The organism is Streptomyces sp. JLBT605, from assembly GCF_058215555.1.
The window spans coordinates 4736013-4762879 of record NZ_CM177087.1; the positions used below are offsets into that span (position 1 = coordinate 4736013).

At 72.7% G+C, this 26867-nt stretch carries 21 protein-coding genes and 1 tRNA gene; 17 read left to right on the plus strand and 5 right to left on the minus strand.

The genetic code is table 11. From position 1 onward, the window contains the following. Nucleotides 1-72: 72 nt before the first annotated feature. The 9 genes from AC4BDD_RS20600 (at nucleotide 73) to AC4BDD_RS20640 (ending at nucleotide 11926) form a co-directional block, all read left to right on the plus strand. Nucleotides 73-1566, plus strand: coding sequence for an MFS transporter (locus tag AC4BDD_RS20600; protein ID WP_490686926.1), 1494 nt, complete (start codon nucleotides 73-75; stop codon nucleotides 1564-1566). A gap of 129 nt (nucleotides 1567-1695) precedes the next feature. Then, on the plus strand, nucleotides 1696-1929 hold the full coding sequence (locus AC4BDD_RS20605) for a hypothetical protein (RefSeq protein ID WP_352137407.1): 234 nt from the start codon (nucleotides 1696-1698) through the stop codon (nucleotides 1927-1929). 102 nt (nucleotides 1930-2031) lie between these two features. Next, nucleotides 2032-2104 (plus strand) — tRNA-Ala (locus tag AC4BDD_RS20610). Between the two features lie 246 nt (nucleotides 2105-2350). Beyond that, complete coding sequence (gene leuS / locus AC4BDD_RS20615) at nucleotides 2351-5239, plus strand: leucine--tRNA ligase (RefSeq protein ID WP_490686927.1); 2889 nt, start codon at nucleotides 2351-2353, stop codon at nucleotides 5237-5239. 304 nt (nucleotides 5240-5543) lie between these two features. Further along, nucleotides 5544-6293 (plus strand): hypothetical protein, encoded by a 750-nt coding sequence (locus AC4BDD_RS20620; RefSeq protein ID WP_490686928.1) that lies wholly within the window; start codon nucleotides 5544-5546, stop codon nucleotides 6291-6293. Between the two features lie 103 nt (nucleotides 6294-6396). Then, complete coding sequence (locus AC4BDD_RS20625; RefSeq protein WP_490686929.1) at nucleotides 6397-7242, plus strand: DegV family protein; 846 nt, start codon at nucleotides 6397-6399, stop codon at nucleotides 7240-7242. A gap of 275 nt (nucleotides 7243-7517) precedes the next feature. Next, nucleotides 7518-8369, plus strand: coding sequence for a ComEA family DNA-binding protein (locus tag AC4BDD_RS20630; protein WP_490686930.1), 852 nt, complete (start codon nucleotides 7518-7520; stop codon nucleotides 8367-8369). Then, nucleotides 8366-11059 carry a ComEC/Rec2 family competence protein gene (locus AC4BDD_RS20635; protein WP_490686931.1) on the plus strand — a complete coding sequence of 898 codons (2694 nt, stop codon included), beginning with the start codon at nucleotides 8366-8368 and terminating at the stop codon, nucleotides 11057-11059. The genes AC4BDD_RS20630 and AC4BDD_RS20635 overlap by 4 nt, the downstream gene beginning before the upstream one ends. A 75-nt stretch (nucleotides 11060-11134) precedes the next feature. Beyond that, the gene (locus tag AC4BDD_RS20640; RefSeq protein ID WP_490686932.1) at nucleotides 11135-11926 is read left to right on the plus strand and encodes an arylamine N-acetyltransferase family protein; all 792 of its coding nucleotides are present in this window, start codon (nucleotides 11135-11137) and stop codon (nucleotides 11924-11926) included. 45 nt (nucleotides 11927-11971) lie between these two features. Here AC4BDD_RS20640 and AC4BDD_RS20645 read toward each other — a convergent pair whose 3' ends face one another. Next, nucleotides 11972-12220 (minus strand): hypothetical protein, encoded by a 249-nt coding sequence (locus AC4BDD_RS20645; protein ID WP_490686933.1) that lies wholly within the window; start codon nucleotides 12218-12220, stop codon nucleotides 11972-11974. A 143-nt stretch (nucleotides 12221-12363) separates the two neighbouring features. On the opposite strand from AC4BDD_RS20645, the gene holA reads away from it, so the two are divergent. Beyond that, nucleotides 12364-13356 carry a DNA polymerase III subunit delta gene (holA, locus tag AC4BDD_RS20650; protein WP_490686934.1) on the plus strand — a complete coding sequence of 331 codons (993 nt, stop codon included), beginning with the start codon at nucleotides 12364-12366 and terminating at the stop codon, nucleotides 13354-13356. A 79-nt stretch (nucleotides 13357-13435) separates the two neighbouring features. Here holA and AC4BDD_RS20655 read toward each other — a convergent pair whose 3' ends face one another. Together AC4BDD_RS20655 and rpsT are read right to left on the minus strand one after the other, a co-directional pair. Next, a complete protein-coding gene (locus AC4BDD_RS20655; protein WP_490686935.1) occupies nucleotides 13436-14518 on the minus strand; it encodes a hypothetical protein in 1083 nt (360 codons plus the stop codon). Between the two features lie 317 nt (nucleotides 14519-14835). After that, nucleotides 14836-15102 (minus strand): 30S ribosomal protein S20, encoded by a 267-nt coding sequence (gene rpsT, locus AC4BDD_RS20660; RefSeq protein ID WP_490686936.1) that lies wholly within the window; start codon nucleotides 15100-15102, stop codon nucleotides 14836-14838. Nucleotides 15103-15324: 222 nt separating this feature from the next. Between rpsT and lepA the strand changes: the two genes are divergently transcribed. The 3 genes from lepA to hemW all read left to right on the plus strand — a co-directional run bounded on the left by lepA (nucleotide 15325) and on the right by hemW (nucleotide 20627). Then, the gene (gene lepA, locus AC4BDD_RS20665; RefSeq protein ID WP_490686937.1) at nucleotides 15325-17193 is read left to right on the plus strand and encodes a translation elongation factor 4; all 1869 of its coding nucleotides are present in this window, start codon (nucleotides 15325-15327) and stop codon (nucleotides 17191-17193) included. Nucleotides 17194-17412: 219 nt separating this feature from the next. Beyond that, nucleotides 17413-19299 carry an AMP-dependent synthetase/ligase gene (locus AC4BDD_RS20670; RefSeq protein ID WP_490686938.1) on the plus strand — a complete coding sequence of 629 codons (1887 nt, stop codon included), beginning with the start codon at nucleotides 17413-17415 and terminating at the stop codon, nucleotides 19297-19299. A 95-nt stretch (nucleotides 19300-19394) separates the two neighbouring features. After that, nucleotides 19395-20627 carry a radical SAM family heme chaperone HemW gene (gene hemW, locus AC4BDD_RS20675; RefSeq protein ID WP_490686939.1) on the plus strand — a complete coding sequence of 411 codons (1233 nt, stop codon included), beginning with the start codon at nucleotides 19395-19397 and terminating at the stop codon, nucleotides 20625-20627. 135 nt (nucleotides 20628-20762) lie between these two features. Here the strand turns inward: hemW and AC4BDD_RS20680 are convergent, their stop codons facing one another. Both AC4BDD_RS20680 and AC4BDD_RS20685 read right to left on the minus strand, forming a co-directional pair. After that, nucleotides 20763-21584, minus strand: a complete 822-nt coding sequence (locus AC4BDD_RS20680; RefSeq protein WP_490686940.1) for a DUF3097 domain-containing protein — start codon at nucleotides 21582-21584, stop codon at nucleotides 20763-20765. A 33-nt stretch (nucleotides 21585-21617) separates the two neighbouring features. After that, entirely contained in the window at nucleotides 21618-22364 is a 747-nt protein-coding gene (locus AC4BDD_RS20685; protein ID WP_490691863.1) for an MBL fold metallo-hydrolase, read from the minus strand. Between the two features lie 224 nt (nucleotides 22365-22588). Here AC4BDD_RS20685 and hrcA point away from each other — a divergent pair, with 224 nt between their 5' ends. The 4 genes from hrcA to AC4BDD_RS20705 all read left to right on the plus strand — a co-directional run bounded on the left by hrcA (nucleotide 22589) and on the right by AC4BDD_RS20705 (nucleotide 26747). Next, complete coding sequence (hrcA, locus tag AC4BDD_RS20690) at nucleotides 22589-23605, plus strand: heat-inducible transcriptional repressor HrcA (protein WP_490686941.1); 1017 nt, start codon at nucleotides 22589-22591, stop codon at nucleotides 23603-23605. Further along, on the plus strand, nucleotides 23606-24742 hold the full coding sequence (gene dnaJ, locus AC4BDD_RS20695; RefSeq protein ID WP_490686942.1) for a molecular chaperone DnaJ: 1137 nt from the start codon (nucleotides 23606-23608) through the stop codon (nucleotides 24740-24742). It begins immediately after the preceding gene. 176 nt (nucleotides 24743-24918) lie between these two features. After that, entirely contained in the window at nucleotides 24919-26007 is a 1089-nt protein-coding gene (locus AC4BDD_RS20700) for a nitronate monooxygenase (protein WP_490686943.1), read from the plus strand. Continuing rightward, the gene (locus AC4BDD_RS20705; RefSeq protein WP_490686944.1) at nucleotides 26004-26747 is read left to right on the plus strand and encodes a 16S rRNA (uracil(1498)-N(3))-methyltransferase; all 744 of its coding nucleotides are present in this window, start codon (nucleotides 26004-26006) and stop codon (nucleotides 26745-26747) included. Before AC4BDD_RS20700 ends, AC4BDD_RS20705 begins: the two co-directional genes overlap by 4 nt. The last annotated feature ends 120 nt before the right edge of the window (nucleotides 26748-26867 follow it).

A 26867-nucleotide genomic window follows, 5' to 3' on the forward strand; every position in this document is an offset into this window, starting at 1 on the left:
TGCCAGGTGCTGTCAGTACCAGCATCGAAGGACTCTCGTTACCCGTATCCGATCGTCCGCAGGCTGGTCGGCATGACACACACGCTGCACGCTCACCCCGCATCAGGCGAACGCCTCGCCTCCGTCGCCGAATCCAGTAAAGGCGATGCCACTGACAACCGGCCGGGCCGCCGTGGCGCGCCCCGCCCCGGCTGGGTGCTGGCGATCGTGCTCACCGGGCAGTTCATGGCGCTGCTCGACCTCTTCATCGTCAATGTGGGCGCCCCCGCGATCCGCCAGGACCTGGACGCCTCCGGTGCCGAACTCCAGCTGGTCATCGCCGGGTACACCATCGCGTACGCGGTGCTGCTCATCACCGGCGCCCGCCTCGGCGCCCGGTTCGGCCACCGGCGGGCGTTCCTGACCGGGCTCGCCGGATTCACCTTCTCCTCGCTGGCCTGCGGGCTGGCGCAGAACAGCGGTCAGCTGATCGGTTTCCGGTTCGCCCAGGGCGCCGCGGCGGCGCTGATGCTGCCGCAGGTGCTGAGCCTGATCCAGCGGACCTTCACCGGAGACTCGCGGGCCCGGGCACTGGGCGCCTACTCCGCGGTCCTCGCCTCCGGCGCCGCCGCCGGTCAGATCGCGGGCGGCGTACTGGTCAGCGCGGACCTGTTCGGCACCGGCTGGCGGCCGGTGTTCCTGGTCAACGTGCCGATCGGGCTGGCGCTGCTGGCCATCGGCCCCAGGCTGATGCCGCGCGACCAGGCGCAGGAGGCCGAACGCGCCCGCGACCTGGACCTGCCGGGCCTGGTGCTGCTGGCCTCGGCGGTCATGCTGTTCACCGTGCCGCTGGTGCTCGGCCAGGAGCAGGGCTGGCCGCTGTGGGGCTGGATCGCGATGGCCCTCAGCGCCGCGCTGGGCGCGGTCTTCGCCGGCTACGAGACCCGGCTCGCGCGGCGGGGCGGCGCGCCGCTGATCACCCCGCGCGTGGTGCGCACCCCGGGGGTTCCGCTGGCGATGGTGCGGATCGCCCTGGCGCTGGCGGTCAACGCCGGACTGATGTTCATGCTCACGCTCCACCTGCAGAGCGGACTGGGCTACAGCGCGCTGCGCACCGGACTGACCTTCGTGCCCTACGCGGCGGCGTTCGGCGTGGTCGGACTCAACTGGGGGCGGCTGCCCGCGCGCTGGCAGCCTGTCATGGTGCCCGGCGGATTCGTGCTCGCCGCCGTTTCCTTCATCGGCCTGGCACTGGGCCTGCGTGACGGGGCGGAGGCCGGGATCGGCTGCTACGTGGCGCTGGCCGGCGTCGGCGTAGGGCTCGGCTTCTCCTACAGCCCGGCGCTGACGCGGGCGTTGGCGACGGTGCGGCAGGACGACGCGGCGGACGCCAGCGGGGTGCTGTCGACCTCGGCCCAACTCGGCCTGCTGATCGGGGTCGCGGCCTTCGGCGCCGTCTTCCTGGGCCGGATCGCGGGCCCCGGAGCGGTGGAGTCCGCTGACGCGCTCTGGGTGACCTGCCTCGCGCTTGCCGGTACGACGCTGTGCGGGGCGGCCGCCGGATTGTCGCGGCTGCTCCGCCGCTGACCCGGCGCGTTTCCCATGGCAGAATCGGGACGGCCGGAGGGGGACGGGGCCGATCGGGATGGATGGTGCGATGACTGCGGCGGCGTCTCCCGGCTCGGCACGGCCCGCGGCGCGCGACGGAGCGGAGTGATGGGGGCACACAGCCGGAAGTGCGACTGGTGCGGGAGCGGCACGCCGATCGTCCGGGACATGGAACCGCTCAATCCCGAGTACCAGTACTGGTGCGTGGAGTGCGCGCGGGCGCTGATCATAAAAGGCGACCCGATCGAGACGTACCGCGAGCTCGAGGGGGAGCCGATCTACGGCCGGCTCCTCGACGAGCACTGCACGCTCAAGCGGTTCTACTCCTTCGCGACGGCCTGAGAGAACCGATTTGGCAGAAGGCCGGGCGGTCCGTGTAATGTAGGCCGTGCCGCAGCGGGGAGCCGGAAGGAAACCGAAGGAAACCCAAGCGGTGCAAAGCCTGGGGCTATAGCTCAGTTGGTAGAGCGCCTGCATGGCATGCAGGAGGTCAGGAGTTCAATTCTCCTTAGCTCCACTTCCCAGGAAGCGGGTCGTCCGGATGGACGGCCCGCTTCTCTTTGTCCACAGGTCTGCGCGCCGCCGCTTCGGGTGCTGCGGTAATCTGACCCCATGCGTGCCGTACGCCTTCTGCTTAGCGGGCCGCGCTGATCAGTACCGGCCGGTGACACACCAGGTCGGCATCGGCGCGGCGTCCCCTCCTGTGCGAGGGGATTTTTCGTTTCCCCCGCTGACAGAGACGATCGATGGAGCTTAGAGGACGATGAGCGAGACCCACAGTGCCGCCGAGGTGGCCGCGCCGCACCGCTACACGGCCGCCCTGGCCGCCGACATCGAGGCCCGCTGGCAGGACTTCTGGGACGCCCACGGCACCTACGAGGCGCCCAATCCGAGTGGTGAGCTGGCGGGCGACCCGGCGACCGTCGCCCTCCCCAAGAAGTTCGTCATGGACATGTTCCCCTACCCCTCGGGTGCGGGACTCCACGTCGGCCACCCGCTGGGCTACATCGCCACCGACGTCTACGCCCGGTTCCACCGCATGACCGGCCACAACGTGCTGCACACCCTGGGCTTCGACGCCTTCGGCCTGCCCGCCGAGCAGTACGCCGTGCAGACCGGCACCCACCCGCGGGTGTCCACCGAGGCCAACATCGTCAACATGAAGGCACAGCTGCGCCGGCTGGGCCTGGGCCACGACAAGCGCCGCTCGTTCGCCACGATCGACCCGGACTACTACAAGTGGACCCAGTGGATCTTCCTGCAGATCTTCAACAGCTGGTACGACGAGAAGGCCGCCAAGGCCCGGCCGATCGCCGAACTCGTCGAGCAGTTCACCTCCGGTGAGCGCGCCACCCCCGACGGGCGCCCCTGGAGCGAGCTGAGCGCGGCGGAGCGCGACGAGGTGCTGGGCGGCTACCGTCTGGCCTACGCCTCGGACGCGCCGGTCAACTGGTGCCCGGGCCTGGGCACCGTGCTGGCCAACGAGGAGGTCACCGCCGAGGGCCGCTCCGAGCGCGGCAACTTCCCCGTCTTCAAGGCCAAGCTGCGCCAGTGGAACATGCGGATCACCGCCTACGCCGACCGGCTGCTGTCCGACCTGGACGCGCTGGACTGGCCGGAGGCCATCAAGCTCCAGCAGCGCAACTGGATCGGCCGCTCCGAGGGCGCGCGGGTCGACTTCCCCGTGCACGGCGCGCACGGCGAGGGCGACAAGAAGATCACCATCTTCACCACCCGCCAGGACACGCTGTTCGGCGCCACCTACATGGTGCTGGCCCCCGAGCACCCGCTGGTCGACACCATCACCCCGGACACCTGGCCCGAGTCCACCCACGAGGTGTGGACCCAGGGTCACGCCACCCCGGCCGAGGCCATCGCCGAGTACCGCAAGTTCGCCGCGTCCAAGTCCGACGTCGAGCGCCAGGCCGACGCCAAGGAGAAGACCGGCGTCTTCACCGGCGCCTTCGCCGTCAACCCGGTCAGCGGCGACCCGGTGCCGGTCTTCATCGCCGACTACGTCCTGATGGGCTACGGCACCGGCGCGATCATGGCCGTCCCGGCGCACGACAGCCGTGACTTCGCCTTCGCCCGCGCCTTCGAGCTGCCGATGCGCTGCGTCGTGGAGCCGAGCGACGACCGCGGCACCGACCCGGCCGTCTGGGAGGACTCCTTCGACTCCTACGAGGCGAAGATCATCAATTCCTCGGGCGACACCGTCTCGCTGGACGGCCTGGTCGTCACCGAGGCCAAGGTGAAGATGACCGAGTGGCTGCGCGCCCAGGGCATCGGCGAGGGCACGGTCAACTTCCGGCTGCGCGACTGGCTGTTCAGCCGCCAGCGCTACTGGGGCGAGCCCTTCCCGATCGTCTACGACGAGGACGGCATCGCCCACCCGCTGCCCGAGTCGATGCTGCCGCTGGAGCTGCCCGAGGTCGAGGACTACTCCCCGCGCACCTTCGACCCGGACGACGCCGACACCTCGCCGGAGACCCCGCTCTCCCGTAACGAGGACTGGGTCAACGTCACCCTGGACCTGGGCGACGGGCGCGGCCCGCGCCGCTTCCGCCGCGAGACCAACACCATGCCCAACTGGGCCGGTTCCTGCTGGTACGAGCTGCGCTACCTGGACCCGCGCAACAGCGAGCGGCTGGTCGACCCGGAGGCCGAGCGCTACTGGATGGGCCCGGGCGAGGGTCGGCCGCACGGCGGCGTCGACCTGTACGTCGGCGGCGCCGAGCACGCCGTGCTGCACCTGCTGTACGCCCGCTTCTGGTCCAAGGTGCTGTTCGACCTGGGGCACGTCTCCTCGGCCGAGCCGTTCCACAAGCTGTACAACCAGGGCATGATCCAGGCGTACGTCTACCGGGACAGCCGCGGCATCGCGGTCCCGGCGGCCGAGGTCGAGGAGCGTGACCACGGCGTCTTCTACTACGAGGGCGGCAAGGTCTCCCGGCTGCTGGGCAAGATGGGCAAGTCCCTGAAGAACGCCGTCACGCCGGACGAGATCTGCGCCGAGTACGGGGCCGACACCCTGCGCCTGTACGAGATGGCGATGGGCCCGCTGGACGTCTCCCGGCCCTGGGACACCCGCGCGGTCATCGGCCAGTACCGGCTGCTCCAGCGGCTGTGGCGGAACGTCGTCGACGAGAACACCGGCGAGGTCACCGTCGTCGACACCGAGCCGGACGAGGCGACGCTGCGCGCCCTGCACAAGGCGATCGACGGCGTGCGCCAGGACATGGCCGGGCTGCGGTTCAACACCGCCATCGCCAAGATCACCGAGCTGAACAACCACGTCACCAAGGTGCGTGAGGTGCCCCGCTCGGTCGCCGAGCAGCTGGTGCTGCTGGTCGCCCCGCTGGCCCCGCACATCGCCGAGGAGCTGTGGCGCCGCCTGGGCCACGACGACTCGGTGGTGTACCAGGACTTCCCGGTCGCCGACCCGGCCTATGTGGTGGACGAGACCGTGACCTGCGTCGTCCAGATCAAGGGCAAGGTCAAGGCGCGCCTGGAGGTCTCCCCGTCGATCGCCGACGAGGAGCTGGAGAAGCTGGCCCTGGCCGACCCGGCAGTGGTGGCGGCGCTGGCCGGCACCGGGGTGCGCAAGGTGATCGTGCGGGCACCGAAGCTGGTGAACATCGTCCCGGCCTGATCCGGGTCGGCCCGGCTTGATCCGGGCCCTCCCGGCTTGCTCCGGGAGAACCCCTAGGGGGTGTCCGGTGGGTCGCCGTGGAGGTAGGAGCGGCGTCTGGTGCCTGTGATCGCAAGGCGGAGGAGGGAGTCCACGCGGAGCGTAGGCGACTGACGACAACGCCGCGAGCGCGGGTGCCAGGCGTCGCGACGCCGCGGAGACCCACCGGACACCCCCTAAGGGCGGTTTGCGGGTTCCACGAGGGACTCGCGGACCGCCCCGGTGCGTTTACGGTGGGGAGGAACGACCCCGCGAAGGAGCGCCCATGGAAGCCATCGAGGCCCTGCTGCTGCTCTTCGTCCTGTTTCTCGCCGCAGGCGTCTACGCGGCCGTGCGGGCCGTGCGGGCGGCCAAGCGCGGCGTGGACCGCACCCTCGCCCAGGCCCGCCGCACGGTCGAGGAGACCAGCCTGCGGGCCAGGAGCCTCGCCCGGCCCGGCCCGGCCGGCGAGCTGGCCCAGCTGCGGCTGTCCGTGCGCACCTCGCTGCGGGCCACCGCGGAGGCGCTGCGCGCCCACGCGGCCGACGACCCCTCGCTCGGTGAATCGCTCGATCTCTTCCGGCGGCTCAGCGCGCACGGCACCGAGCTGGACGAGCAGCTCGGGCGCGCGGAGCGGGAGCCCGACAAGCGGCACACCGCCGCCCGGCTGCCCGAGCTCCGCGAGCGCGCGGAGCGGATACGGCACTCGGCGGACTCCCTGCGCTGGGCGGCCCAGGACCGGGCCCGGCGGTTCGCCGACGAGGATCTCGCGGAGCTGGGCCGCCAGATCGACATGGAGACCGGAGCGCTGCGCCACTGGACCCCGGCGTCCGAGCCGGTGTCCGAGGCGGCGTCCGGAGCGGGGGCCGGCGCCCCGCCGGGGCCGGTGTCCGCCCCCGGGGCGGAGCCTCCGGCCGCGCCGGAGCAGAGCCTCGCGGCGGGGGAGCCGCCCGCCCTGGAAGCCCCGCCGGACCACAGCCGGCAGCCCGGCCACTCATGGCAGCAGGCGGCCCGGCCCCAGCAGGGCCCCAGCTGACCGATCGGCGGTACGGTGTCTGCTGGCAGACCAGCGGAGTCTCGGCTTCCGCGCGGCGGGCCCGCGCTGTCGGGTTCGGGGATCCCCCGATAACCTCCCAGTCATGTCCCGCCATGTCGCGATCGTGACCGATTCCACGGCCTACCTGCCTCCGCAGGTGATGGAGCGGCATCGCATCACCTCCGTTCCCCTCACGGTGGTGCTCGGTGACCGGGCGCTGGAGGAGGGCACCGAGATCTCGGCCCGTTCCGTCGCCCAGGCGCTGCAGAAACGCAAATCCGTCACCACGTCCCGGCCCAACCCGGAGAGGTTCGCCGCCACCTACCGGGCCGTGGCCGAGGCCGGTGCGACCGGAATCGTCTCCCTGCACCTGTCCGCCGAGATCTCCGGGACCTACGACGCCGCCGTGCTCGCGGCCCAGCACGCCCCGGTGCCGGTGCGCGTGGTGGACAGCGGCATGGTCGCGATGGCGCTCGGCTTCTGCGCGCTGGCGGCCGCCGAGACCGCGGAGAGCGGCGGCACTCTGGACGAGGCGGTGGCGGCCGCCGAGAAGCGGGCCGAGGCCACCTCCGCCTATTTCTACGTCGACACCCTCGACTATCTGCGCCGCGGCGGCCGGATCGGCGCCGCCCAGGCCCTGCTCGGCTCGGCGCTCGCGGTCAAGCCGCTGCTGCAACTGGACGGCGGGCGCATCGAGTTGCTGGAGAAGGTGCGGACCGCGTCCAGGGCCATCGCCCGCCTCGAAGAGCTCGTCGTGGAGCGGGCCGCCGCCGGTCCGGTGGACATCGCGGTCCATCATCTGGCCGCGGCGGAGCGGGCGGAGGCGCTGGCGGAGCGGCTGCGGGAACGAGTGCCGGGGCTGGCCGGGCTGCACGTCAGCGAGGTGGGCGCGGTCATCGGAGCGCACACCGGTCCGGGTCTGCTGGGCGCGGTGGTGTCACCGCGTTAGCGGGTGGCACCCCCTTGCTGAAACCCGTGTGGGTGACCGGACTATCCACAACTCGCCGGTTATCCACGGAAACTGAGCGCCCGCTGCGGGATCCGCCCGACCTGCCTACCGTCAGGCACATGAGGCCACGATCACCGTACGTAACCGACCGAACGCCGAGCCCCCGTGGTGTCGGCGGCCGGGTGCCCGGCACGCCTGGCACACCCGGCAGGCCGGCCGAGCGGGCGGCCGCACTCCTCCGGGACGCTGCCCCGGGGCCAGAGCCCGCCCATACCGTGGGCGCGGGTGACGCGGAGGCGTCCGGGCTCCTGCCGCTCGACGCGGAGGCGTCCGAACTCGTGCCGCACGACGTGGAGGCGACCGGCGCGGCTGATCCCGTCCGGCACCGGGAGCGAGTGCGGCTGGCCGTGCGGGAGCGCTTACCGCTGTGGTGGCAGACCAGGTGCGGCGTCGAGCCCAAGACGCTCGCCGCGCTGGTCATCGTCCTGCTCGTCGCAGCGGCCTTCGCGGTGCACCACTTCTGGACCGGGCGGCCGCAGACGGTGAGGGCCCCGGCCGCCGAGCCTCCGCGCCCGACCGCCGCCGGCCCGCCGGCCGGCCCTGCCGATCGAGGCGCCGCGCCCTCCCCGCAGGCGCCGGGCACGGCCGGCCCGCAGGCCGGCGGGGGCGTGCGGACCGTGGTGGTCGACGTGACCGGCAAGGTCCGCGAACCAGGCGTCCACCGTCTCCCGTTCGGGTCCCGGGTCGCGGACGCTATCCGGGCGGCGGGCGGAGCCCGGCCCGGCACCGACATGAGCGGACTCAACCGCGCCCGCGTGCTGGGCGACGGGGAGCAGATCGTCGTCGGCACACCGCCCGGTGCGCCGCCCGCCGGCCCGGGCGGAGCCGGGCCGGGGCCCGGGGTGGCGGCCGCGCCCAGCGGCCCCGGGAGCAGCGGCCCCATCAGCCTCAACTCCGCTACCGCCGAGCAGCTCGACACGCTCCCCGGCGTGGGCCCGGTGCTCGCCCAGCACATCCTGGACTACCGCGCTCAGCATGGAGGCTTCCGGTCCGTCGACGAGCTGCGCGACGTCAACGGCATCGGCAGCCGGCGATTCGCCGACCTGCGCCCGTTGGTCCAGCCATGACTCCCGCCGACACCGCCTCACCACCGTCTTCGCCCCAGTTACCGAATCCGCAGCATCCGCCCGCGCGCTCCCAACCGCGTGTGCGGCCTCGCCCACGGGCTCCGGTCCATGCCGCTGCCGCGTCGCCCCTGGGTGCCTCCGATCCGTCCCGGGAGGGCCCGCTCGATCTGCGGCTTGTGCCGCCCGCGCTGGCGGCCTGGCTCGCGGCGACCATCGCTCTTGGTGCGCCGGCGGATGCCGTGATCACGGCGTGCGTGGTGGCCGTGGTCACCGCGATGGCCTTGCTCGGGTCGGCCCGTCGCCGACGGCAGAGTCCGGGCAGTGGGCGGCGGTGGAGCGGCAGCGGTGTCCAGGTGGCCCTCGCCATGACGCTGCTGTGCGCCGCCGCCGCGGCAGCGGTCGCCGGGCTGCACGCCGCCGAGCTGCGGCGCGGCCCGGTGCCGACGCTGGCCGGGCGGTATGCCGAAGCCACCGTGGAGCTGACGGTCACCGGGGATCCGCGCCGGGCACGCCCGCAGGTACGGGGCGCCGCCCCCGCTCCGGCCATGGTGGTCCTGCCGGCAGAGGTCAACGAGGTCACCGCGTCCGACGGCACGGTGACCCGGGCCGGCGTCCCCGTCCTGGTGACGGTCCGCCCGGATGGAGCGGCCCAGCGGTCCTGGCTCGGCCTGCTGCCGTCCACCCGGCTTCGGGTCTCGGCCCGGCTGGCGCCGCCGACGCGCGAAAGCGACCCCTTCGCCGCCGTCGTGCGGGTGCGGGGCGAAGGGCCGCCCCGGATCACCGGCCCGCCGACACCGCCGCAGCGCGTGGCCGGACGGCTGCGGGCGGGACTGCGCGAGGCCACCGACGGGCTCGGCCCGGACGCCCGGGCACTCCTGCCCGGCCTGGTGGTCGGCGACACCTCCCGGGTGCCGCCGGAGCTGAACGAGGCGTTCCGCGCTACCGATCTCACGCACCTGCTCGCGGTCAGCGGCAGCAACCTCACCTTGGTGCTCGCCCTGCTGATCGGGCCGCCGCACCTCGCCGGACGGGTCGAGCGGCGTGGGCTCGCCGCCAGGCTGGGCCTTCCGTTGCGAACCACCGCCCTGCTCGGGGGCGGCCTCGTCCTCGCCTTCGTCGTGGTGTGCCGACCGGATCCCAGCGTGCTGCGGGCGGCCGCCTGCGGATCGATCACGCTCCTGGCGATCGGCACCGGGCGGCGCCGTTCGCTCCTTCCCGCGCTCGCGGCCGCCGTGCTGGCGCTGCTGCTCTACGACCCCTGGCTGGCCCGCAGTTACGGCTTCCTGCTCTCCGTCCTGGCCACCGGTGCGCTGCTCACCATCGCCCCGGGCTGGAGCGCCGCCCTGTGCCGTCGCGGGGTGCCGCCGCGACTGGCCGAGGTGCTGGCGGCCGCGGCCGCCGCCCAGGCGGTCTGCGCCCCGGTCGTCGCGGTGCTGGCGGCCCAGGTCAGCCTGGTGGCGATGCCGTGCAATCTCCTCGCCGAGTTCGCGATCGGTCCGGCGACCATCCTCGGGTTCGCCGCCCTCGCGACGGCGCCACTCGCGCTCCCGGTCGCCGCGTCCCTGGCCTGGCTGGCGAGCTGGCCGGTCGAATGGGTCGCCCTCGTCGCCCGGACCGGTGCGAGCCTGCCCGGTGCGCAGCTCGGCTGGCCCGGCGGCTGGGGCGGGGGACTGCTGCTCGCGGCGGTCACCGGGGCGGCCGTGCTGCTGGGGCGGCGGCTGCCGCGACATCCATGGCTGTGTGCACTGTGCGCGCTGCTCCTGCTGGTCGCGCTGGTCCGCCCGGCACCGCTGGCCCGAATCGTCACCGGCTGGCCGCCGCCCGACTGGCGGATGGTGGCCTGTGACGTCGGTCAGGGCGATGCGCTGGTGCTGGCCGCGGGAGACGGCACGGCGGTGGTCGTGGACACCGGCCCGGAGCCGCGCGCGGTGGACCGCTGTCTGCGCTCGCTGGGCGTCGACCGGATCCCGCTGCTGGTGCTGACGCATTTTCACGCGGACCACGTCGCCGGGCTGGAAGGGGTGTTACGTGGCCGGGCGGTCGGCGCGATCGAGACCACAGCCCTGAGCGAGCCGCCCGACCAGGCCGGGGCCGTCCGACGCCAGGCCAGGGCGGCGCACATCCCGCTGATCACCGCCACGCCGGGGGAGCGGCGCCGGGTCGGCCCGCTGTCCTGGGAAGTGCTCTGGCCACCCCAGCCGCCTCCGACCGCCGGCCCGCCTCCGGCCACCGGCCCGCCCCCGGCTGTCGGCCCGGATACGGCGGGCCTGCCCCCGGGCGCGACGTCCACCCCGGCCGCGGTGGCGACCGAAGGGCCGAACGACGCGAGCGTCACGCTCCTCGTCCGCACCGCGGGCCTCACCCTGCTCCTCCTCGGCGACCTCGAACCCCCGGCCCAGCAGGCGCTGTCGGCGACCCACCCCACCCTGCCGCGGGTGGATGTCCTCAAGGTCGCCCACCACGGCTCGGCCTACCAGGACCCCGGGCTCATACGCCGGCTGCGGCCCCGGCTGGCGGTCATCTCCTGCGGCACGCGGAACCCCTACGGCCACCCGTCACCCCGCACCGTCGAAGCCCTGCGGGAGCAGGGCGCCGCCGTCGTCCGCACCGACACCGACGGCGCCATCGCGATCACCGGCTCGGGCCCGGGCCTGGGCGCGACCGTCAGAGGAGGAGCCGAAGACTCGTAACCGCCGCCTCGGTCCTGGGGTGTAGGACCTCGGCCGGATGGCGTCGGCTGCCGGTCAGGGGTGAGACTGCGCAGCATGGATCATGATCGAACAGACGCCTACCTCCGCCGGATCGGGGCCGAGCGCCCCTTGGCCCCCGACGCGCGGTCCCTGCGCGAGCTGCACGCCCGGCACCTGGGTGCCATCCCCTTCGAGAACCTCTCCATCCATCTCGGCGAGGAGATCGTGCTCGACCCGGACGCCCTGGTCGACAAGGTGGTCAACAGGCGTCGCGGCGGCTTCTGCTACGAGCTCAACGGAGCCTTCGCCGCACTGCTGACCGCCCTCGGCTACGAGGTGTCCTTGCTGGCGGCCCGGGTCCACGGCCCCGACGGCTATGGTCCGCCCTACGACCACCTGGCCCTGCGGGTGGTGACGTCCGACGGCGGTGTCTGGCTGGCCGATGTGGGCTTCGGCAGGAACAGCCGCCACCCGCTGCGTCTCGCGGACCGCGCCGACCAGACCGATCCCGATGGGGTGTTCCGCATCGCCGACACCCCGGAAGGCGATCTGGAGGTCAGCCGGGACGGCGTGGTCCAGTACCGCATGGAGCAGCGACCGCGCCCGCTGGGCGACTTCGAGGCCACCTGCTGGTGGCACCGCACCTCGCCGAAGTCGCGGTTCACCCAGTCCGTGATCTGCTCACGGCTCACCGACTCCGGCGGCCGCATCACCCTGAGCGGTGAGACGCTGGTGGTCAGCGAGCCCGGGCAGGAGCGTCGTGAGGAGAAGCTGCCGGACGACGCGGCCGTCCTCGCCGCCTACCGCACCCATTTCGGCATCGAGCTGGACCGGGTGCCCCGGGTCGGACACGGCGCCGGCGCCTGAGCGATCCGGGACCCGTGACCGACCGCGGGTCCCGGTCGGGCCGGGTCAGACCGGGTGGTCCTCCAGCCAGCCGTCGTACTCCTCCGCCAGCGCGTTCAGCGCCTCCGCGGCCAGCCGGCCGGCGGGGTCCTCCACGACGACCAGCCACTGCGCGTCCTCGGCGTCGTCCTCGCCGGCCAGCGCGTCCCGCACCAGCAGCGGTTCCTCCGCAGGCGCGAAACGCTCGGTCAGGGCCTCCGCCACCTCCTCGGCGGCGTCGCGGTCGGGCAGCACCAGGACATGTCGTTCACTCACCGGGTCATTGTCCGACAGTGGCGCGAGCCGTCGGCCGTGGGGGAGGGCCGACGGCCGCTGCCAGGGCCCATGGCCGCGGGATGAGCCGGCGGCTCCCGGCGGTCATGGGGTGGTGTCAGTGGCTCGTGGGATGCTGGTCCACGATGGCCAGGAAGAGTACGACCGACGACCCGCTCGCCCCCGTGACCCTCGCCGTGGGCCAGGAGGACCTCCTCCTCGACCGCGCGGTGCAGGAGGTGGTCGCGGCGGCGCGCGCCGCCGACCCCGACACCGATGTCCGCGACCTCGCCCCGGACGCGTTGCAGCCGGGCACCCTCGCCGAGCTGACCAGCCCCTCGCTCTTCGCGGAGCGGAAGGTCGTGGTGGTGCGCAACGCCCAGGACCTGTCCGCCGACACCATCAAGGACGTCAAGGGGTATCTCGGCGCGCCCGCCGAGGAGATCACGCTGGTGCTGCTGCACGCGGGCGGCGCCAAGGGGAAGGGGCTGCTGGACGCGGCCCGCAAGGCGGGGGCGCGCGAGGTCGCCTGCCCCAAGATGACCAAGCCCGCGGATCGGCTGGCGTTCGTCCGCGGGGAGTTCCGGGCCACCGGCCGGTCGGCGACCCCGGAGGCGTGCCAGGCCCTGGTGGACGCCATCGGCAGCGATCTGCGCGAGCTGGCCAGCGCCTGCGCGCAGCTGGTCGCCGATGTCGAGGGCGTCATCGACGAGGCCGTGGTCGCCCGTTATTACACCGGGCGTGCGGAGGCGTCCAGCTTCACGGTCGCGGACCGGGCGGTCGAGGGGCGCGCCGCCGAGGCGCTGGAGGCGCTGCGCTGGGCGGTGGCGACCGGCGTCGCGCCGGTGCTGATCACCAGCGCCCTGGCCCAGGGGGTGCGGGCCATCGGCAAGCTGGCCTCCGCGCCGCGCGGGGCGCGCCCCGCGGACCTGGCACGCGAGCTGGGCATGCCGCCGTGGAAGATCGACCGGGTGCGGCAGCAGATGCGCGGCTGGTCGGCGGACGGGGTGGCCGTCGCACTGCGCGCGGTGGCCGAGGCGGACGCCGGCGTCAAGGGCGGCGGCGACGATCCGGAGTACGCGCTGGAGAAGGCCGTGGTCGCCATCGCCCGCGCCGCCCGAGCCGGCCGCGGCCGCTGACTGCCGGCGCGGGCGCTGACCTGCCGGCCGGTCCTGCCGTCGCTGACCTCCCGGCAGGCCCGCCTCCGCTTCCCGAGCGCTACTGCTTCTGGAGCTTGGCGAGAGTGGCCCGGGCGCTCTTCTTGAGCATGGCCTCGACCTCGGCGGGGGTCGCGGCCTTCTCCTCGTCATCCGAGGAGTCGTAGTCCGAGTCGTAATCGGAGTCGTAGTCCGAGTCGTAGTCGGAGGTGCTGACGTACTCCGACCAGGTCGTGGAGTAGGTCAGCCACCCGTCCCGGACCGCGAGGATCATGTACTCGCCGTCCGACTCCTCGCCGGGCTTGTCGTCCTTGTCGATCTGGGTGACCAGATACGCCTCGTCGCCGAGGTCCGTGACCGCCTTCACCTTGTACTTGGAGCTGGCGGTGTCCTGCTTCTCGTACGCCCGGTAGCGCGCCTCGAACTCGGGCTGCGGGTCGGTCTTCCTGTGGAGCTCGGCGGAGGTGTAGAGCCAGGCCGACGAGTAGCTGTCGCTGGAGTCCTTGCGCTCGAAATCGACATTGCAGTTCATCATGTCGATCGCCTTGTGCTGGAAGCCGTTGTGCTCCGGGTTCTGCTTCTCTTCCTCGTCGTCGTCCGCGTCCGGCACCTCCACCTGGTAGTTGCCGCCGGTGAAGGTGGTGAAGTCGCTCGCCTTGCACAGATCGCTCGTGTAGGAGTATCCGGCGAGCTCGGGATCCTCATCGCCGAAGCCGCCGGTGGCGAAGATCGCGCCCGCCCACACCGCGGAGGCGGCCACCGCTCCGCCCAGGCCCCACAGCCAGCCCCGGCCCTTGCGGCCCCCGGGGCCACCGCCGGCCGGCGGCCCCATGGGGTGCGCGGCGCCCGGACCGTAGCCGGCGGGCGCCATCGGGGCGCCGCCGGGGATGACAGGCGAGCCGCCGGGCGGCGTCAGCGGGACTCCGGGGAGGGTGGGCTGGGCGTACACACCGGGCTGCTGTTGCTGCGCCGGAACCGCGTAGGGATTCGGCTGGCCCGGCGCGGGCTGGTCCTGCGGAGGCGGGGCGTAGGGTGACGGACCCTGGGGTCCCTGCGGCGGCGGGCCCTGCGGGGGCTGACCACCTGGTGGCTGCTGCGGCTGCTGTGCGTACGGGTTGGGCGGCTGGTCCCCCGGTATCGACATGCACGAAGAGTACCCGAGTGCACACAGTATGAAGAGTCCGTGTGGGGACACCGTGACGCCGCTGTGACGCCGCCGAGACGACGAGGACCCCGCGTCCTTCCTGGGGAAAGGAAGGGCGCGGGGTCCTCGTCATGCGTGGTGTGCGCCGCACCCGCGTGGCGAACGCAGGCCGCGTGCGGCGCGATGCGGCTGGAAGCCGCGGGTGGGAGATCCGCTGCGGCGGAGGCTCCCCGGGTGCCGGTCGGAGCGGGTGAGAGGGACCGCTTGTGCCCGTCCCGGCGCGGAGCTCAAGGCCCCGGGTGGTACGAGGGGGTCGTTCAGCCCTTGAGGGTGGCGACCTGGTGGGCCAGCGCCGACTTCTTGTTGGCGGCGGCGTTCTTGTGGATCACGCCCTTGCTGGCGGCCTTGTCGAGCTTCTTGCCGGCCTCGCGGACGGCGACGGTGGCCTTCTCGAGGTCACCGGCGGCCACGGCCTCGCGGGCCTTGCGGATCGCGGTCTTGACCGAGGACTTGACGGCCTTGTTGCGCAGGCGCGCCTTCTCGTTGGTCTTGTTCCGCTTGATCTGAGACTTGATGTTCGCCACGAATGAGCCTTTTCAGGTTCGATTGGATTTCTTGGATCCGGATCGCGCTCTGCCCGTGAGGGCGGAGGTGATCCGGACGGTGAGCCTCGTGTTGAGAGGGCACGAGGCACAGTGGACCAGGCTACCAGCAGGCGCTATGGCCTCCCAAACCGGAGACTGCCGCCCAGTCGTGGGACCATGGGGGGAAACACCACCGAGCCCCGCCTAGACACAGGACGCTGCGTGCCCGCGACCCCTACCCACGTGCCGGAGCCAAGCCGCACCGACCCGGCGCACATCCGCAACTTCTGCATCATCGCGCACATCGACCACGGCAAGTCCACCCTCGCCGACCGGATGCTCCAGCTCACCGGGGTGGTCGAGCAGCGGCAGATGCGCGCGCAGTACCTCGACCGCATGGACATCGAGCGCGAGCGCGGCATCACGATCAAGTCCCAGGCGGTCCGGTTGCCCTGGGCGCCCACCACGGGCGAGGCCGTGGGCACGACCCACATCCTCAACATGATCGACACCCCCGGCCACGTGGACTTCACCTATGAGGTCTCGCGGTCGCTGGCGGCCTGTGAGGGCACCATCCTGCTGGTCGACGCCGCACAGGGCATCGAGGCGCAGACCCTCGCCAACCTCTACCTGGCGATGGAGAACGACCTCACCATCATCCCGGTGCTGAACAAGATCGACCTGCCGGCCGCCCAGCCGGAGAAGTTCTCCGAGGAGCTCGCCGGTCTCATCGGCTGCGACCCGTCCGACGTGCTGCGGGTCTCCGCGAAGACCGGCGTCGGCGTGGACGCGCTGCTGGACCGGGTCGTGGAGCGGGTCCCGGCCCCGGTCGGTGTCGCCGACGCCCCCGCCCGCGCGATGATCTTCGACTCGGTCTATGACTCGTACCGCGGCGTGGTCACCTACGTCCGGGTCGTGGACGGTCAGCTCTCCAAGCGCGAGCGGATCCGGATGATGTCCACCGGAGCCACCCACGAGCTGCTGGAGATCGGCACCAACTCCCCCGAGATGCTGCCCGCGGACGGTCTCGGGGTCGGCGAGGTCGGCTACCTGATCACCGGGGTGAAGGACGTCCGCCAGTCCAAGGTGGGCGACACCATCACCCAGCAGTCGGGCGGCGCCACCGAGGCGCTGGGCGGCTACAAGGACCCCAAGCCGATGGTGTTCTCCGGCCTCTACCCGCTGGACGGCTCCGACTACCCGGACCTGCGCGAGGCGCTGGACAAGCTCCAGCTCAACGACGCGGCCCTGGTCTACGAGCCGGAGACCTCCGCGGCGCTGGGCTTCGGCTTCCGGGTCGGCTTCCTCGGCCTGCTCCACCTGGACGTCATCCGGGAGCGGCTGGAGCGGGAGTTCGGCCTGGACCTGATCGCCACCGCCCCCAACGTGGTCTACCGCGTGCTCATGGAGGACGGCAGCGAGCACACGGTCACCAACCCCAGCGAGTTCCCCGAGGGCAAGATCGCCGAGGTGTACGAGCCGGTGGTGCGCGCCACGATCCTGGCGCCCAGCGAGTTCATCGGCTCGATCATGGAGCTGTGCCAGACCCGCCGGGGCACCCTGCTGGGCATGGACTACCTCTCCGAGGACCGGGTCGAGATCCGCTACACCCTGCCGCTCGCGGAGATCGTCTTCGACTTCTTCGACCAGCTGAAGTCCAAGACCCGCGGCTACGCCTCGCTGGACTACGAGCCCACCGGCGAGCAGACCTCCCAGCTGGTCAAGGTCGACATCCTGCTGCACGGTGACAAGGTCGACGCCTTCTCCGCGATCACCCACAAGGACCAGGCGTACGCGTACGGCGTCCGGCTGGTCGCCAAGCTCCGCGAGCTGATCCCGCGGCAGGCGTTCGAGGTGCCGGTGCAGGCCGCGATCGGCTCCCGGGTGATCGCCCGCGAGACCATCCGCGCCATCCGCAAGGACGTCCTCGCCAAGTGCTACGGCGGTGACATCTCGCGTAAGCGGAAGCTGCTGGAGAAGCAGAAGGAAGGCAAGAAGCGGATGAAGATGGTCGGCTCCGTCGAGGTGCCGCAGGAAGCCTTCATCGCGGTGCTGTCCAGCGACGACTCCGCCGGCAAGGGCAAGAAGTAGCGCGCGACGGCGCGACGGACATCGGCCGGGCCCGGCGCAAGCCGCGGGGCCCGGCCGACGCCGGTCGCCGTCGACGTACGAGGCGGAATCCGCTGGGCCGATCAGAGGTGAACAACCTCGCGCTGAACCCTTACCAACCGCGGACCTGGCCTCTACGCTGATCCCGACTCGAAGGTTACTCACGAGTCATAAGCGCCGAGGCGGGCTCCGGAGGATGCCGTGACCGACACACAGAAGCTGCTCGACGACCGGCCGCCGTCCTTGGCGACCCTCTTCCTCCAGCGGGTCGAGCAGACGCCGGATACCGAGGCGTACCGCTACCCGGTGCCGCCGGCGTCCGGGCAGGGCCCGGACGACTGGAGGTCGCTGAGCTGGAAGGAGACCGCCGACCGGGTCACCGGCATCGCGGCCGGCCTGATCGACCTCGGCGTGCGCCCCGAGGAGCGGGTCGCGATCGCCTCCAGCACCCGGATCGACTGGATCCTCGCCGACCTCGGCGTGCTGTGCGCGGGGGCGGCGACCACCACGGTCTACCCGAGCACCAACGCCGAGGAGACCGCCTTCATCCTCTCCGACTCCGGCAGCCGGGTGCTGATCGCCGAGGACGCGGCCCAGCTCGCCAAGGCCCGCGAGACCCGCGCCGAGCTGCCCGAGCTCGCCCATGTGGTGGTGATGGAGGCCGGGGACGCGCTGCCCGCCGAGGGCGACCCGGAGGGCTGGGTGCTCTCCCTCGCCGACCTGGAGAAGCGCGGCGCGGCCTATCTGGAGGCCCACCCCGGCGCGGTGCAGGAGCGGATGGACGCGCTCCGCGCCGACCAGCTCGCCACCCTGATCTACACCTCCGGCACCACCGGGCGCCCCAAGGGCGTCCGGCTGCCGCACGACGCCTGGTCCTACATGGCCCGCGCGATCCAGGGCACCGGCCTGATCACCGCCGATGACCTGCAGTACCTGTGGCTGCCGCTCTCCCACGTCTTCGGCAAGGTGCTCACCGCGCAGCAGATCGCGCTGGGCCACGCGACGGCGGTGGACGGCCGGGTCGACAAGATCATCGAGAATCTGCCGGTGGTCCGCCCCACCTACATGTGCGCCGTGCCGCGCATCTTCGAGAAGGTCTACAATGGCGTGGCCGCCAAGGCCCGTGCGGGCGGCGCCGCCAAGTACAAGATCTTCCTGTGGGCCGCCGAGGTGGCCCGCGAGTACGCCAAGACCTCCCAGGACAGCTTCCGCCGCACCGGCACCGCCACCGTGCCGCTCGGCCTGCGGACCAAGCACGCCGTCGCCGACAAGCTCGTCTACACCAAGCTGCGCGAGGCGTTCGGCGGCCAGCTGCGCGCCGCCGTCTCCGGTTCGGCCGCCCTCGCCCCCGACATCGGCTTCTTCTTCGCCGGCGCCGGCATCAACATCCTGGAGGCGTACGGCCTCACCGAGTCCAGCGCCGCCAGCTTCCTCAACCCGGAGAACTACCGCACCGGCACGGTCGGCAAGGCGCTGCCCGGCCTGGAGGTACGCATCGCCGACGACGGCGAGATCCTGCTGCGCAGCCCCGGCGTCATGCAGGGGTACCACGGCCTGCCGGAGAAGACGGCCGAGGTGCTGGAGCCGGACGGCTGGTTCCACACAGGAGACATCGGCGAGCTGTCCTCCGACGGCTACCTGCGGATCACCGACCGCAAGAAGGACCTGATCAAGACCTCCGGCGGGAAGTACGTGGCCCCGGCCGAGGTGGAGGGCCAGTTCAAGGCCGTCTGCCCGTTCGTCTCCAACATCCTGGTGCACGGCGCGGACCGCAACTACTGCACCGCGCTGATCGCCCTGGACGAGCCGTCCATCCTCGGCTGGGCCAAGGACCACGGCCTGGAGGGCAAGAGCTACGCCGAGGTGGTGGCCACAAGCGAGGTCCAGGAGCTGATCGACGGCTATGTGCGGGAGCTCAACAGCGGCCTCCAGCGCTGGCAGACGATCAAGAAGTTCCGGCTGCTGCCGCGCGACCTGGACATCGAGCACGGTGAGCTGACGCCCAGCCTCAAGCTGAAGCGGCCGGTCGTGGAGCGCGAGTACAAGGCCCTGATCGACGAGATGTACGACGGCGCCCGCGAGGCGTGACGGCGCGGCCGCCCCGGCCACCGGGGCGGCCCCCGCCGCGGCCCGTCCGGCCGCCGCCGGCGTCGCCGGAGCGCCGATGCCGGACAATGGGAGACATGCCTTCCGTACTGCCCGATGGTGAGCCCGTGCCCGACGACGGGGCGCTGCCCCGCCAAGCGCTCGACGGGGCCTCGGTACGGCCGCTCGGCTTCTACCTCCATGTGCCCTACTGCGCCACCCGCTGCGGCTACTGCGACTTCAACACCTACACGGCGAGCGAGCTGCGCGGCTCCGGCGGCGCCCTCGCCTCGCGCGACAACTACGCCGACACCGTGATCGAGGAGATCCGGCTGGCGCGGAAGGTGCTGGGCGACGACCCCCGCCCGGTCGAGACCGTCTTCGTCGGCGGCGGCACCCCGACCCTGCTGCCCGCGGCAGACCTGTCCCGGATGCTCGCGGCGATCCGGGACGAGTTCGGGCTGGCCGAGGGCGCGGAGGTCACCACCGAGGCCAACCCGGAGTCGGTGGATCCGCGCTACCTCACCGAGCTGCGCGAGGGCGGCTTCAACCGGGTCTCCTTCGGGATGCAGAGCGCGCGGCAGCACGTGCTGCGCGTGCTGGACCGCACCCACACCCCCGGCCGCCCCGAGGCATGCGTCGCCGAGGCGCGGGCGGCCGGCTTCGAGCACGTCAACCTCGACCTGATCTACGGCACGCCGGGGGAGAGCGACGACGACTGGCGGGCCTCGCTGGACGCGGCTCTCGGCGCCGGCCCCGACCACATCTCGGCCTACGCGCTGATCGTCGAGGAGGGCACCCAGCTGGCCCGGCGCATCCGGCGCGGCGAGGTGCCGATGACGGACGACGATGTGCACGCCGACCGGTACCTGATCGCCGAGGAGGCGCTCTCCGCGGCCGGATTCCACTGGTACGAGGTGTCCAACTGGGCCACCTCCGAGCCGGGACGCTGCCGTCACAACGAGCTGTACTGGCGCGGCGCGGACTGGTGGGGCGCGGGCCCCGGCGCGCACAGCCACGTCGGCGGGGTGCGCTGGTGGAACGTCAAGCACCCCGGCGGGTACGCCCAGGCGCTGAGCGAGGGGCGCTCGCCGGGCGCCGGGCGCGAGCTGCTCAAGCCGGAGGACCGGCGGGTGGAGCGGATCCTGCTGGAGCTGCGGCTGGTGGACGGGTGCCCGCTGGAACTGCTCGCCCCGGCCGGCGCGCGGGCCGCCGCGCAGGCGGTGACGGACGGGCTGCTGGAGCCGGAGCCGTACGCGGCGGGGCGGGCGGTGCTGACGTTGCGGGGGCGGTTGCTGGCGGATGCGGTGGTGCGGGACCTGGTGGACTGATGTTGTGCCGGGGCTCCGCCCCGGACCCCGCTCCTCAAACGCCGGACGGGCTGGATTTTCCAGCCCGTCCGGCGTTTGAGGACAAAGCGGGAAGGGGCGGGGTGGGGAACAGAGCGTTCCGGGCGCGTACCGGACTCACGGCGCCGTGACGAAATCGATCAGCTCCTCGACTCGCCCCAGGAGCGCGGGCTCCAGATCGCGGTAACTGCGGACACACCGCAAAATGCGCTGCCAGGCCGCGCCGGTGTTCTCCGGCCAGCCCAGGGCCCGGCAGACGCCCGTCTTCCAGTCCTGGCCGCGCGGCACCGCCGGCCACGCGCGGATGCCCACCGACGACGGCTTCACCGCCTCCCAGATGTCGATGTACGGGTGGCCGACCACCAGCACGTCGGGGCCGGTGACCTCCGCCGCGATGCGGGACTCCTTGGAGCCCGGGACCAGATGGTCCACCAGGACGCCGAGCCGGGCGTCCGGGTCGGGGGCGAAGCCGCGCACGATCGCCGGAAGGTCGTCCACCCCCTCCAGGTACTCCACCACCACACCCTCGACGCGCAGGTCGTCGCCCCAGACCCGCTCCACCAGCTCGGCGTCGTGGCGCCCCTCGACGTAGATGCGGCCCGCGCGGGCGACCCGCGCCCGGGCGCCGGGGACCGCGATCGATCCGGAGGCGGTCAGCCGGGGCCCGGCCGGGGCGGGCGCGCTCGGCCGGACCAGGGTGACCACCTTGCCCTCCAGCAGGAAGCCGCGCGGCTCCATCGGGAAGACCCGGTGCTTGCCGAAGCGGTCCTCCAGGGTGACGGTCGGGCCCTGGGCCGTCTTCTCGCAGCGGATGACCGCCCCGCAGAAGCCGGTACTGATCTCCTCGACCACCAGATCGGTCTCGGCGGGCACCTCGGGCACCGGCGCCTGACGCTTCCACGGCGGGGTCAGATCCGGGCCGTACTCTCTGCTGCGCACCGGCCGACGATACGAAGAAATCCCTGGTGGCGGCTACGACACGCCGAAAGCCGCGGCGAGATCCCGGCGCTGGGCCCGGACGAAACGGGCATCCACCACCGCGCCGTGGCCGGGCACGTACCGCGCGTCCTCCCCGCCGAGCTCCAGCAGCCGGTCCAGCGCGGCCGGCCACCGGCCGGGGACGGCGTCCGGCCCGGCCTGCGGCTCGCCGGACTCCTCGACCAGATCGCCGCAGAACACCACCTCGGGCCGGCCGGGGACCAGCACCGCCAGATCGTGGCCCGAGTGGCCGGGGCCGACATTGGCCAGCAGCACCCGCCGCCCGCCGCCGAGGTCGATGGTGATCTCCCCGGAGACCGCGTGCTGCGGCAGGACGAGGAAGTCGACGGCCTCGGTGGCCGCGTCGGCGTCCGCGCCGTGCCGGATCGCGTCCGCGCGCAGCTCCTCCCGTTCGCGTTCCATCAGCTCGGCCAGGCCCACCGCCCCGTACACCTCGCACCCCGCGAAGGCGGCGGTGCCCAGCACATGGTCGAAGTGCGGATGGGTGAGCGCGATGTGGGTGGGGCGGTGGCCGAAGAGCGCGGTGACCTCGCGGCGGATCTCCGCCCCGTCACGCAGCCTGGAGCCGGTGTCGACCACCAGCACACCGCTCTCGCCCGCGATCGCGCCGACCGTCGCGTCCCAGCCCGGCATCCTGCGCCGCGCCACCCCCCGCGCGAGCCGCTCCCACCGCGCCGTCCCGTCCTCGGCCCCGGGCGCCTGGCCCCCGGTTCCGGGCATGCTGCTGTCGTCCATGGTCTCGACGCTAGTCAATCGGGACGGCGGACGGCGGGCGGACGACCGCCGCCGCGGCGCCCGTTGTCCACAGCGACTGGGACGGCTCTTGCCCCGTCCGTGGCACCCGGCCGTACACTGGCTCAGGAAAGATCTGGCACTCGCGCGGGCTGAGTGCCAGGGGGAAGGTCCAAGGACTCGGACGACTCGGCCGGAGTGGAGGTGCGCGCATGCTGAGTGAACGCAGGCTCGAGGTATTGCGCGCCATCGTCCAGGACTACGTCGGCACCGAGGAGCCCGTCGGTTCCAAGGCGCTCACCGAGCGGCACCGGCTCGGGGTCTCCCCGGCCACCGTGCGGAACGACATGGCGGCCCTGGAGGAAGAGGGGTACATCGCCCAGCCGCACACCAGCGCCGGGCGCATCCCGACCGACAAGGGCTACCGCCTCTTCGTGGACAGGCTCGCGGGCGTCAAGCCGCTGTCCCCGGCCGAGCGCCGCGCCATCCAGAACTTCCTGGACGGCGCCGTCGACCTGGATGACGTGGTGGGTCGCACCGTGCGGCTGCTGGCGCAGCTGACCCGGCAGGTCGCCGTGGTGCAGTATCCGTCGCTGACCCGCTCCACGGTGCGGCATGTGGAGCTGCTGGCGCTGGCCCCCGCCCGAGTGATGCTGGTGCTGATCACCGACACCGGTCGGGTCGAGCAGCGCATGGTGGACTGCCCCTCCCCGGTGGGGGAGACGGCCCTGGCCGATCTGCGCGCCCGGCTCAACAGCCGGGTCGTGGGCCGGCGCTTCGCGGATGTGCCGCAGCTGGTGCAGGACCTGCCGGAGTCGTTCGAAGCGGACGACCGGGGCACGGTCTCGGCCGTGCTGGCGACACTCCTGGAGACCCTGGTCGAGGAGACCGAGGAGCGGCTGATGATCGGCGGCACCGCCAATCTCACCCGCTTCGGGCATGACTTTCCTCTCACCATCCGGCCCGTCCTGGAAGCGCTGGAAGAGCAGGTCGTCCTGCTCAAGCTGCTGGGCGAGGCCAAGGATTCGGCCATGACCGTGCGCATCGGGCATGAGAACGCCCACGAGGGGCTGAACTCCACGTCCGTCGTCGCGGTCGGCTACGGTTCGGGCGACGAGGCGGTCGCCAAACTCGGCGTGGTCGGACCGACCCGCATGGACTACCCCGGAACGATGGGAGCGGTACGCGCAGTGGCACGTTACGTCGGACAGATCCTGGCGGAGTCGTAAGTGGCGACGGACTACTACGCAGTCCTGGGCGTGCGGCGTGATGCCTCGCAGGACGAGATCAAGAAGGCGTTCCGGCGGCTCGCGCGCGAGCTGCACCCGGACGTCAATCCGGATCCGAAGACCCAGGAGCGGTTCAAGGAGATCAACGCCGCCTACGAGGTGCTGTCGGACCCGCAGAAGAAGCAGGTCTACGACCTCGGCGGCGACCCGCTGTCCAGCACGGGCGCGAGCGCCGGCGCGGGCGGCTTCGGGGCGGGCTTCGGAAACTTCTCCGACATCATGGACGCCTTCTTCGGCACCGCCTCGCAGCGCGGACCGCGCTCCAGGACGCGGCGCGGCCAGGACGCCATGATCCGTCTCGATGTCGAGCTGGACGAGGCGGCTTTCGGCACCACCAAGGACATCCAGGTCGACACCGCCGTGGTGTGCACGACCTGCAGCGGCGAGGGCGCGGCGCCGGGCACCTCGGCCCAGACCTGCGACATGTGCCGCGGCCGCGGCGAGGTCTCCCAGGTCACCCGCTCCTTCCTGGGGCAGGTCATGACCTCCCGGCCCTGCCCGCAGTGCCAGGGCTTCGGCACCGTCGTGCCCACCCCGTGCCCGGAGTGCGCCGGCGACGGCCGGGTGCGCTCCCGCCGCAACCTCACGGTCAAGATCCCCGCCGGTGTCGACAACGGCACCCGGATCCAGCTGGCCGGTGAGGGCGAGGTCGGCCCCGGCGGCGGCCCGGCCGGTGATCTGTACGTCGAGATCCACGAGCTGCCGCACCCGGTCTTCCAGCGTCGCGGCGACGACCTGCACTGCACGGTCACCATCCCGATGACGGCGGCGGCCCTGGGCACCAAGGTGCCGCTGGAGACCCTCGACGGCCTGGAGGAGGTCGACATCCGGCCCGGCACCCAGTCCGGCCAGTCGATCCCCCTCCACCAGCGCGGCGTCACCCACCTGCGCGGCGGCGGCCGCGGCGATCTGATCGTGCACGTCGAGGTGCAGACCCCGACGAAGCTCGACCCGGAGCAGGAGGAGCTGCTGCGCCGGCTGGCGAAGTTGCGGGGCGAGGAGCGGCCGATGGGTGAGTTCAAGCCAGGACAGCAGGGCCTGTTCTCGCGCCTGAAGGACGCGTTCAACGGACGGTAGGCGCCCGGTCGAGGTCCCCGGGGTGTTCCCGGGGACGCTGCCGAGCCCGGACAGCAAGGCGTGATCTCGCGCCGGAGGGGCGCGTTCCGCAGGCGGTGGGCAACCTTCGGCCACCCTGGCGGACAGAAGTCCGGCGGCATTACTGGTCGGTGCGGAGAACGTGACACGATGTGTTCATGTCCTCCGCGCTGACCGATCTTTTTCGGTATCCGATCGTGCAGGCCCCCATGGCGGGTGGCGCCTCCTGCCCTCTTCTCGCCGCCGCCGTCTCCGGAGCGGGCGGCCTCGGCTTCCTCGCCGCGGGCTACAAGACGCCGGAGGCGATGTACGAGGAGATCAAACAGCTCCGCGGGCAGAGCGACCGCCCCTTCGGCGTGAACCTCTTCATGCCGCAGCCGGCGATCGCCGACCCCACCGCCGTCGAGGTCTACAGCGAGCAGCTGGCGGGCGAGGCGGCCTGGTACGAGACCCCGCTGGGCGACCCCGACTCGGGCAACGACGACGCGTACGAGGTCAAGCTCGCCATCCTGCTGGATGACCCGGTTCCGGTGGTCTCCTTCACCTTCGGCTGCCCCTCCCGCGCGGTGCTGGAGGCCTTCGCCAGGGTCGGCACCCGGACCGTGGTCACCGTCACCTCGCCCGCCGAGGCGCAGGCCGCCCAGTGGGCGGGGGCCGGCGCGGTCTGTGTCCAGGGCATCGAGGCGGGTGGCCACCAGGGCACCCACCGCGACGACCCGCAGGCCGACGGCACCAGCGCGGGCCTGGGCCTGCTCGCCCTGCTCGGCCTGGTCCGCGAGACGGTGCAGATCCCCGTCATCGCGGCCGGCGGGCTGATGCGCGGCGCGCAGATCGCGGCCGTGCTGGCGGCGGGCGCGAGCGCCGCGCAGCTGGGCACCGCCTTCCTGGTCTGCCCCGAGTCGGCGGCCAACCCGCTCCACAAGCGGGCCATGACCGACCCGCTGTTCGGCCGGACCGAGCTGACCCGGGCCTTCTCCGGCCGCCCGGCCCGCGGCCTGGTCAACCGCTTCATGCGGGAGCACGGCCGGTACGCGCCCGCGGCCTACCCCCAGGTGCACCACCTCACCTCGGGGCTGCGGAAGGCGGCGGCCAAGGCCGGCGACCCCCAGGGCATGGCGCTGTGGGCCGGTCAGGGCCACCGGCTGGCGCGCGAGATGCCCGCCGCCCAGCTCGTCGAGGTGCTCGCCGCCGAGATGGACGCGGCGCTGGGCACGGTGACGTATCCGCGCGGCGGTGTGGTCTCGTGACCGCCCCCGTCTTCGTCGTCGAATCCGTGCCGGATGCCGGGGAGTTCGTCCTGGACGGCCCGGAGGGGCGGCACGCGGTCTCGGTGCGGCGGCTGCGCGCCGGCGAGGAGCTCGTGCTCACTGACGGGCTCGGCACCTGGACGGAAGCTGTGGTGCTGGCCGCCGAGGGCAAGGACCACCTGGTCGTGCGGGCGGCCGGCCGCACCGTCGAGAAGCCGCCGTCGCCCCGGATCACCGTCGTCCAGGCCCTCCCCAAGGGCGACCGGGGCGAGGTGGCCGTGGAGACCATGACCGAGACCGGGGTGGACGCCATCGTGCCGTGGGCCGCGTCCCGCTGCATCACCCAGTGGCGCGGCGACCGGGGTGCCAAGTCGCTGGCCAAATGGCGTGCCACGGCCCGGGAGGCGGGCAAGCAGTCGCGCCGGGTCCGCTTCCCCGAGGTCGCCGAGGCGATGACGACCAAGCAGGTCGCGGCGGTGCTCGCCGGGGCCGACTTCGCCGCCGTGCTGCACGAGGACCGGGAGGCCGGCAGCGCGCCGCTGGCCACCGCCGCGCTCCCGGCCGCCGGTGAGATCGTGCTGGTCGTCGGCCCCGAAGGGGGCGTCTCCCCGGAGGAGTTGGCGGCCTTCGCCGAGGCCGGGGCGGCGCCGTACCGGCTGGGGCCGAGCGTGCTGCGGACGTCCACGGCGGGCACCGCGGCCGCCGCGCTGCTGCTCGGGCGCACCGGCCGCTGGTCCTGACCGCACTCGCGCGAGGCACGGGTCGGCCTGCACCAAGGGCCCGGAACGGCGGCGCCACGCTTCCTCAGCGCCCTTGAGACCAGAGGCGCCTGTGTGGCCGAAGACCGTCTTCCCGAGCCA

What these genes read in the sequence shown, in the direction of transcription:
- AC4BDD_RS20600 (WP_490686926.1), top strand. Translation starts at nt 73, where the DNA reads ATGACACACACGCTGCACGCTCACCCCGCATCAGGCGAACGCCTCGCC.
- AC4BDD_RS20605 (WP_352137407.1), top strand. Translation starts at nt 1,696, where the DNA reads ATGGGGGCACACAGCCGGAAGTGCGACTGGTGCGGGAGCGGCACGCCG.
- leuS (WP_490686927.1), top strand. Translation starts at nt 2,351, where the DNA reads ATGAGCGAGACCCACAGTGCCGCCGAGGTGGCCGCGCCGCACCGCTAC.
- AC4BDD_RS20620 (WP_490686928.1), top strand. Translation starts at nt 5,544, where the DNA reads ATGGAAGCCATCGAGGCCCTGCTGCTGCTCTTCGTCCTGTTTCTCGCC.
- AC4BDD_RS20625 (WP_490686929.1), top strand. Translation starts at nt 6,397, where the DNA reads ATGTCCCGCCATGTCGCGATCGTGACCGATTCCACGGCCTACCTGCCT.
- AC4BDD_RS20635 (WP_490686931.1), top strand. Translation starts at nt 8,366, where the DNA reads ATGACTCCCGCCGACACCGCCTCACCACCGTCTTCGCCCCAGTTACCG.
- AC4BDD_RS20640 (WP_490686932.1), top strand. Translation starts at nt 11,135, where the DNA reads ATGGATCATGATCGAACAGACGCCTACCTCCGCCGGATCGGGGCCGAG.
- holA (WP_490686934.1), top strand. Translation starts at nt 12,364, where the DNA reads ATGGCCAGGAAGAGTACGACCGACGACCCGCTCGCCCCCGTGACCCTC.
- AC4BDD_RS20655 (WP_490686935.1), bottom strand. Translation starts at nt 14,518, where the DNA reads ATGTCGATACCGGGGGACCAGCCGCCCAACCCGTACGCACAGCAGCCG.
- hemW (WP_490686939.1), top strand. Translation starts at nt 19,395, where the DNA reads ATGCCTTCCGTACTGCCCGATGGTGAGCCCGTGCCCGACGACGGGGCG.
- AC4BDD_RS20685 (WP_490691863.1), bottom strand. Translation starts at nt 22,364, where the DNA reads ATGCCCGGAACCGGGGGCCAGGCGCCCGGGGCCGAGGACGGGACGGCG.
- hrcA (WP_490686941.1), top strand. Translation starts at nt 22,589, where the DNA reads ATGCTGAGTGAACGCAGGCTCGAGGTATTGCGCGCCATCGTCCAGGAC.
- AC4BDD_RS20700 (WP_490686943.1), top strand. Translation starts at nt 24,919, where the DNA reads ATGTCCTCCGCGCTGACCGATCTTTTTCGGTATCCGATCGTGCAGGCC.